The sequence below is a fragment of the Halomonas sp. 3D7M genome (genome assembly GCF_014897885.1).
Lineage (GTDB): Bacteria > Pseudomonadota > Gammaproteobacteria > Pseudomonadales > Halomonadaceae > Vreelandella.
This window is the reverse complement of record NZ_JABUZF010000269.1, coordinates 1-6,254: the sequence shown is the minus strand read 5'-3', so window position 1 is coordinate 6,254 and position 6,254 is coordinate 1. Positions and strand designations below refer to the sequence as shown.

General features: G+C 52.4%; 9 protein-coding genes. 4 read left to right on the top strand and 5 right to left on the bottom strand.

From position 1 onward, the window contains the following. Positions 1 to 470: LOG family protein (locus INT22_RS18575; protein ID WP_193068747.1), on the top strand; the 470-nt coding region annotated here is incomplete at its 5' end. Between the two features lie 92 nt (positions 471 to 562). Here the strand turns inward: INT22_RS18575 and INT22_RS18570 are convergent. Beyond that, entirely contained in the window at positions 563 to 1,075 is a 513-nt protein-coding gene (locus tag INT22_RS18570) for a hypothetical protein (RefSeq protein WP_193061732.1), read from the bottom strand. Between the two features lie 48 nt (positions 1,076 to 1,123). Next, positions 1,124 to 1,618 carry a tetratricopeptide repeat protein gene (locus INT22_RS18565; RefSeq protein WP_038480797.1) on the bottom strand — a complete coding sequence of 165 codons (495 nt, stop codon included), beginning with the start codon at positions 1,616 to 1,618 and terminating at the stop codon, positions 1,124 to 1,126. A 251-nt stretch (positions 1,619 to 1,869) separates the two neighbouring features. Between INT22_RS18565 and INT22_RS18560 the strand changes: the two genes are divergently transcribed. Both INT22_RS18560 and yaaA read left to right on the top strand, forming a co-directional pair. Next, positions 1,870 to 2,901: an NADP(H)-dependent aldo-keto reductase gene (locus INT22_RS18560; RefSeq protein ID WP_193061733.1), complete on the top strand. Its 1,032-nt coding sequence runs from the start codon at positions 1,870 to 1,872 to the stop codon at positions 2,899 to 2,901. A 104-nt stretch (positions 2,902 to 3,005) separates the two neighbouring features. Next, complete coding sequence (yaaA, locus tag INT22_RS18555; RefSeq protein WP_193061734.1) at positions 3,006 to 3,788, top strand: peroxide stress protein YaaA; 783 nt, start codon at positions 3,006 to 3,008, stop codon at positions 3,786 to 3,788. A 9-nt stretch (positions 3,789 to 3,797) separates the two neighbouring features. On the opposite strand, the gene INT22_RS18550 is transcribed toward yaaA, so the two are convergent. After that, positions 3,798 to 4,373: an isochorismatase family protein gene (locus tag INT22_RS18550; protein WP_193061735.1), complete on the bottom strand. Its 576-nt coding sequence runs from the start codon at positions 4,371 to 4,373 to the stop codon at positions 3,798 to 3,800. A gap of 144 nt (positions 4,374 to 4,517) precedes the next feature. Between INT22_RS18550 and INT22_RS18545 the strand changes: the two genes are divergently transcribed. Continuing rightward, positions 4,518 to 5,363 (top strand): Tim44 domain-containing protein, encoded by an 846-nt coding sequence (locus INT22_RS18545; RefSeq protein WP_193061736.1) that lies wholly within the window; start codon positions 4,518 to 4,520, stop codon positions 5,361 to 5,363. A gap of 102 nt (positions 5,364 to 5,465) precedes the next feature. On the opposite strand, the gene INT22_RS18540 is transcribed toward INT22_RS18545, so the two are convergent. Further along, entirely contained in the window at positions 5,466 to 5,654 is a 189-nt protein-coding gene (locus INT22_RS18540) for a hypothetical protein (RefSeq protein WP_089039355.1), read from the bottom strand. Positions 5,655 to 5,989: 335 nt separating this feature from the next. Further along, positions 5,990 to 6,254, bottom strand: a 265-nt coding sequence (locus INT22_RS21520) for a hypothetical protein (RefSeq protein WP_226912902.1), incomplete at its 5' end; no start/stop codon positions are given.

Genomic DNA, 6,254 nt, shown 5'->3' with positions numbered 1-6,254 from the left:
CCATTGCCGACCGCGGGCACACGCTTGTTTATGGCGGTGCACGTATTGGTTTAATGGGGGCACTCGCCAATGCGACGCTGGATGCAGGCGGCAAAGTGATTGGCGTGATGCCAGATCACCTTGTTGAGCGCGAGCAGGCACACTTTGGCTTGACTGAGCTTATACGCGTGCCAAATATGCACGAACGCAAAGCGACTATGGCCGCCAATGCTGACGCTTTTATTGCCCTGCCTGGCGGCATAGGCACCTTTGAAGAGCTGTTTGAAATCTGGACCTGGGGCTATTTAGGGCTTCACGAAAAACCCATGGGTCTACTCGACACCGATGGCTTTTATGCTCCACTGCTTACCTTTTTGGATAGCACCGTCAGCCACGGCTTTTTGGCCCAAACAACACGCGATATGTTGATGGATGCGCCCACGCCCAACCAACTACTGGCTGCATTAGAAACACAGCTTGATTCAGCGTAAACCGGCTGTATTAAAGAGATATAGTAAAGGCAAGTACTTAAGGGCAGCGTTTAAAACCAGTACTTAAGACCCGTCTAAGAACGCTCCCAGCATCAGCGCTTAGTGCCTTCAGTTAGCATAAAGGTACGCTGATAAGTGAGCTGTAACAGACGAGCATCTTCGCCCGCGCGATGACGGTGTATACCACGTTCAGCGATGACAGCTTCCTTTGTGTTACTCCACAATGCTTGCTGCTCTTCGCTGAGCAAAATCCGTAATGCTTCTAAACGAAAGCGCGGCAGCATTCCCGCATGGTGAAACAGCAGCGATAGCCAGGTGTTATCGTATCCCCAACTATCACTATAGGCTTTGCCTATGTCACGCAGTTCGTCGTTTAACCACTGTGCCACTTGGCGCACAGGGTGGCCTTCTCGCTGTAAGCGAGCTCGGGAAATTCCGTGTAAAAGTTCAGCTTTGGAGTCCCAATGCGTCCACTCCTCCAACGGCTGAATGAGAAACGCGCAGCAGCTACCGTCGGCACGAGCAATGCCAACTTCAATAGGATAGCTGCCGCGCCCAAATCCGGACGCTTCAATATCTAGCACTGTCGGTAGCGTCTCGGACACTGATTTCCTCATTCACTGATCTCAGCGGCCAAACCACTGACTTATCTTCTAGGCTGCCGCCATTTCCGTCGTTGACTGACGATCAGCCAAGCGTTGCCAATAGGCTGCTTGCTCGCCGTCTACTGCCAAGCCTAGCTCACCTAACCGATAGGCGCGCGCTAGTCGCTCTGCGGCCAAATAATGGCCTGATTGGGCAGCTCGGGCATACCACGTCACCGCGTAATCCTCGCGCCGCGGGTACTGAACACAGCCATGCTCATGAATTTGCGCTGCTTGATACTGTGATCTTATATCACCAGCCTGAGCCGCCTCTAACACATAACGCGCGCCACGCGCCTTATCCTGCGGTGACAGGCTGCGATGAAACAGCATGTGACCGTAGATCGACTGCGCGTCCGGATGCCCCGCTTCTGCACAGCGTTTAAACAAGCGCATCGTCAAACGTTGGGTACGCGGCGAACGCGGCAATAACCAGCGAGTATGAAACAGCTGTTCGGCTAGGCGAAACTCTAACCGGGTAAACAAAGTTGATGCCTGCGGCATGGCAAACCACCCTGCCTATCTGTTGAGATCTTCGGCTAGCCATCGTTCCTGCGATTTGACCGCTAACCATACGATTAACCAGCGCTAGGCTGGTCGATGGGCTGGCAAGCATACGCCTGCCTTTGCGCTTACTCAACCCTATTGATTTGCTGCTTTTGTAGCGCCTCGCTAACATGCCTGTCACGCGCCGTTATTAGCGGCGTTTATCACCGAATATCCTGAGGCAATTTCGCTTCATTGAGGAGACGATAATGCAAACGCGCCCACTGGGTAGAACCGGGATGGAGGTCAGCCGACTTTGTTTAGGCACCATGACCTTCGGCGAACAAAATAGTGAAGCAGAAGCCCACGAGCAGCTTGATCGCGCAGTCGCTTTTGGCATCAACTTTATTGACACCGCTGAAATGTATCCGGTTCCACCAAAGGCTGAAACGCAAGGGCTTACAGAGTCTTATATTGGCAGTTGGCTGAAAGCCCGTAGTGCCAGAGACGATGTCATTATTGCCACCAAAGCCGCAGGCCCTGGCTTAGACCATATTCGTGGTGGTCCAAGAATGACTCGTGACCATCTACATCAGGCTGTTGAAACCAGCCTTGCACGGCTCAACACTGACTATATCGATCTCTATCAATTGCACTGGCCAGATCGCAAAACCAACTTTTTTGGCCAACTGGGTTATGCCCATGAAGAGCAAGAAGACGCAACACCGCTAGAAGAAACACTGTCAGCACTAAAAGAACTTGTTGATGCCGGAAAAGTACGCGCCATAGGCCTTTCTAATGAAACGCCGTGGGGAGTTATGCGCATGCTGCAGTTATCTGAGCAGTTGGGGCTGCCACGGGTAGCGTCTATTCAAAATCCCTATAACTTGCTTAACCGTTCGTTTGAAGTCGGTCTCGCTGAGATAGCTCACCGTGAAGACGTGGGCTTACTCGCTTACTCGCCGCTGGGCTTTGGTGTGCTGTCGGGTAAGTACCTTGATGGTGCACAGCCGCCGAAAGGGCGCTTGACGCTCTATGAGCGGTTTAAACGCTATACCTCGCCAGAAGCAGAAGCGGCAACACAGGCGTACGTTCAACTGGCCAGGGAGCATGACTTGGATCCTGCCCAAATGGCGCTGGCATTTGTGAACTCTCGTCGCTTCCTGACCAGCAATATTATTGGCGCCACCACGATGGATCAGCTTGAAAGCAACCTCGACAGCGAGAGCCTTAAGCTGGATGAAGAAGTGCTCACCGCAATCGACGACATCCATCGTAGGATGCCTAACCCCTGCCCCTAATCACGTTTTCACTATCAAACCGATAGCCTCGGCCATCGCCGAGGCTTGGTATAATCGCATCAGTTACTTCTTCCTCTTTTCTGTCACGGCATAAGGAGCACGCCATGCTGAGCGTTATTTCCCCCGCCAAAACGCTAGACTTTGAAACACCCTCAACAACCGATAAAGTCACTCAGCCCAACTTTCTCGACCATAGCCAACCATTAATTGAGATTCTGCGCGATTATTCACCACAACAACTCAGCGATCTAATGGGCATCAGCGATAAATTGGCGGGCCTTAACGCTGCCCGCTTCGCTGACTGGCAACCACCGTTCACCTTGGATAATGCCAAGCCAGCGGTTCAGGCTTTCCAAGGAGATGTCTACACAGGGTTGGAAGCCAACACCTTTAGCGATGACGACAATCTTTTTGCCCAGCACCATCTGCGTATTCTATCGGGGCTATACGGCTTGCTACGTCCGCTGGATCTGATCCAGGCCTACCGGCTGGAGATGGGCACCAAACTGCCCAATGACGCTGGCAAGGACCTTTACGCCTATTGGAAACCAACGTTAACGCAAGCTCTTAATAGCGCCATTGAAGAAAGTGGCTCAAACGTACTGGTCAACCTTGCATCTAACGAATACTTCAAGGCGATCGATACGAAGAAGCTAGCCGCTCGAGTCATCACCCCCGTTTTCAAAGACGAGAAAAACGGCTCGTTCAAAATCATTAGTTTTTATGCAAAAAAAGCCCGCGGCTTGATGAGTGCATGGATTATCCAGCAACAAATCAACGATCCCGAGCAACTCACTGCTTTTGACGTGGCTGGGTATCGGTTTGATCCTGCGGCCTCTCAAGGTGACACCTTAGTGTTCACCCGTAACGAAAATGCTCGTCAATGAACGCGCTCATTAGAAAAAAGTCACAGCGCGCGGCGAGCGCGGCTTTAGAAAGCGTTGGTGGACATCTTTGAACAGTGGCGTATCACAGCGATATAGCCATTCATAGGCAACCATGTCTGCTGTCACCGCCACCGCTCCGTTAGCACAAGCGCGCTCCCGAGCAAGGCGGGCCTCATCACTGCGACGGCTCGCCGTCGCTTCGCTCAGCCAAAACACTTGATACCCCGCCTCTAACAAGCCAAGCGCGCTTTGCAAAACGCAGATATGAGCTTCAGTGCCGCAAATAATCACTTGTTTGCACCCCTGTTCTGCAAGCGTTTCAGCAAACTCAGCCTCTTCCATTGCGCTGAAATGATGCTTTTGCCAAATGCGATGATCGCCTAGTGCATTTAATAACTCAGGGGCAGTACCACCGAGCCTCTCTGGATACTGTTCCGTTAGCCAAACAGGTACTTTTACTGCATTAGCAACACCAGCCAACCAGGCAGCCTCTTCAATCGCTGATTGGCCTCCATCAATCACGGGCAAAAGTCCCGCTTGAAAGTCGACAATTAGTAACAAACTTTGAGCTTGATGTAAGCGCACGTTTTCACCCTCTTTTTGTCGTTATACACAACAACACCTTAACCCGTTTCCCCACTTACACGGTAAACTTGTCACTGCTTATTTCCTACACGCCTCTCCCGAGGTGGATAACCTTAATTACTGCATCTCTCATGGAGAATCAGAATGTTACGACAGTTTTTTGCCATGTTCCTGGTCAGCGTTATAGGCATAAGTGCCGCCGTTGATTATGCCGAAGCACGACGCTTAGGCGGTGGTAGCAGTATGGGTAGTGTTTCTCGCTCGGCGGATAAGCCCGCCAGCACTCCGGCACAACAACAAGCTCAGAGCACTCAGCAACAAGGCCAAGCTACTGCCGCTCGTCGTGGTGGTATGGGCGGCATGGTGGGAGGCCTGCTGGCCGGAGGTTTACTAGCAGCCCTCTTCTTCGGCGGCGCCTTTGATGAGCTACGCCTTATGGACATATTGCTAATGGCTGGAATTGTTGCCTTAGCAATCTTCGCTTTCCGTGCCTTTATGCGACAGCGACGCCCAGCATCAGCCACGGTGGCAGGCTATCAGCGTGAACACCAGGAGACTCAGCACACACCGAGCAGCTTCACCGCAGCACCTGGCAGTTTGGCGAGCAGCTTACAGAGCACGCCTGCTTGGTTCGATAAAGAGCGCTTTTTGGGCGGTGCCAAAGAGCACTTTATGACGCTGCAACGTGCCTGGGACAATAATGATCTGCCCCAGATTCAAGAGTATGTAACGCCAGAATTTTACAACTTGCTACGTAAAGAGCGTGCCGAGCAGCCTGCCAATAATCGTACCGAGGTGGTACGTCTGTTTGCTGAACTAGGCGATATCAATGAGTACGATGGCTATGCCGAAGCCAGCGTTATTTTCCACGGCATTTTGGAAGAGAACGGCGAGCAAACCGAGTTCAACGAAACATGGCACCTGACTCGCAGTTTGCGCGATCAAGCGCCCTGGTACCTACAGGGTATTGAGCAAAATCCGGGTTCATAGCCCCTGATCAGTTAGCATGACTGCCTTAGAACGCAAAACAGCCGCTTCTTAGCGGCTGTTTTTATATCGATACGTATCAATACACGGTGAAGAGGCGCTCGCTTACTCCTTAGCAGACTCTTCGATATTCTCGCCCATCTCTTCTAGGCTTTCGCCCGCATCTTCCATGCTCTCATCAATATTTTCACCTGCTTCTTCAGCAGGGCCCTGATTATCACAGGCAGCTAGGCCGCCCATCATCATGGCCATCAGTAGCGCAACCGCAAGCTTCTTCATCAACGGGGTACTCATATCGCTTCTCCTCCTGAGATGCTGCTTGAATGATAGGTACCCGCTCATACTAGTTGCTAGGCAGCATTTCCGCCACCAAGGACCAGTAACTCCCTGTTATTTAATTTATTAAAACGGTTGCTTTAAGGAAGTTCTATGCACTTCTCCGCGCCACCCTCGTCATTCCCGCAGGCCCTTAGCGGGAATCCATGTTGGGCTGGGGTTTCGGGCTGCTGCAGGCCAAGGTCAAGGTGGATTCCCGATAACCCCGCTCGGGAATGACGGTGCAATGGCTCAGGAATGACGTGTGGCGACTTGAGCATGACGTGCGGTGCACGCTTCGGGAGGTGGCCGCTTTATACCTCCGCGCCACCCTCGTCATTCCCGCAGGCCCTTAGCGGGAATCCATGTTGGGCTGGGGTTTCGGGCTGCTGCAGGCCAAGGTCAAGGTCGATTTCCGATAACCCCACTCGGGAATGACGGCGTAGTGGCTCGGGAATGACGGTGCGGTGATTCGAGTGTGACGTGCGGTGCATGCTTCGGGAGGTAGCCGCTTTGTTATAGGGGCTAGGAAGTGTTTTTTTCTTCCGCGCAAACAAAAAACCCAGCCGATTGGCTGGG

Bases quoted from the DNA above. Each gene is read 5' to 3' on its own strand.
- INT22_RS18565 (WP_038480797.1), bottom strand. From the start codon at position 1,618: ATGCCGCAGGCATCAACTTTGTTTACCCGGTTAGAGTTTCGCCTAGCC.
- INT22_RS18560 (WP_193061733.1), top strand. From the start codon at position 1,870: ATGCAAACGCGCCCACTGGGTAGAACCGGGATGGAGGTCAGCCGACTT.
- yaaA (WP_193061734.1), top strand. From the start codon at position 3,006: ATGCTGAGCGTTATTTCCCCCGCCAAAACGCTAGACTTTGAAACACCC.
- INT22_RS18545 (WP_193061736.1), top strand. From the start codon at position 4,518: ATGTTACGACAGTTTTTTGCCATGTTCCTGGTCAGCGTTATAGGCATA.
- INT22_RS18540 (WP_089039355.1), bottom strand. From the start codon at position 5,654: ATGAGTACCCCGTTGATGAAGAAGCTTGCGGTTGCGCTACTGATGGCC.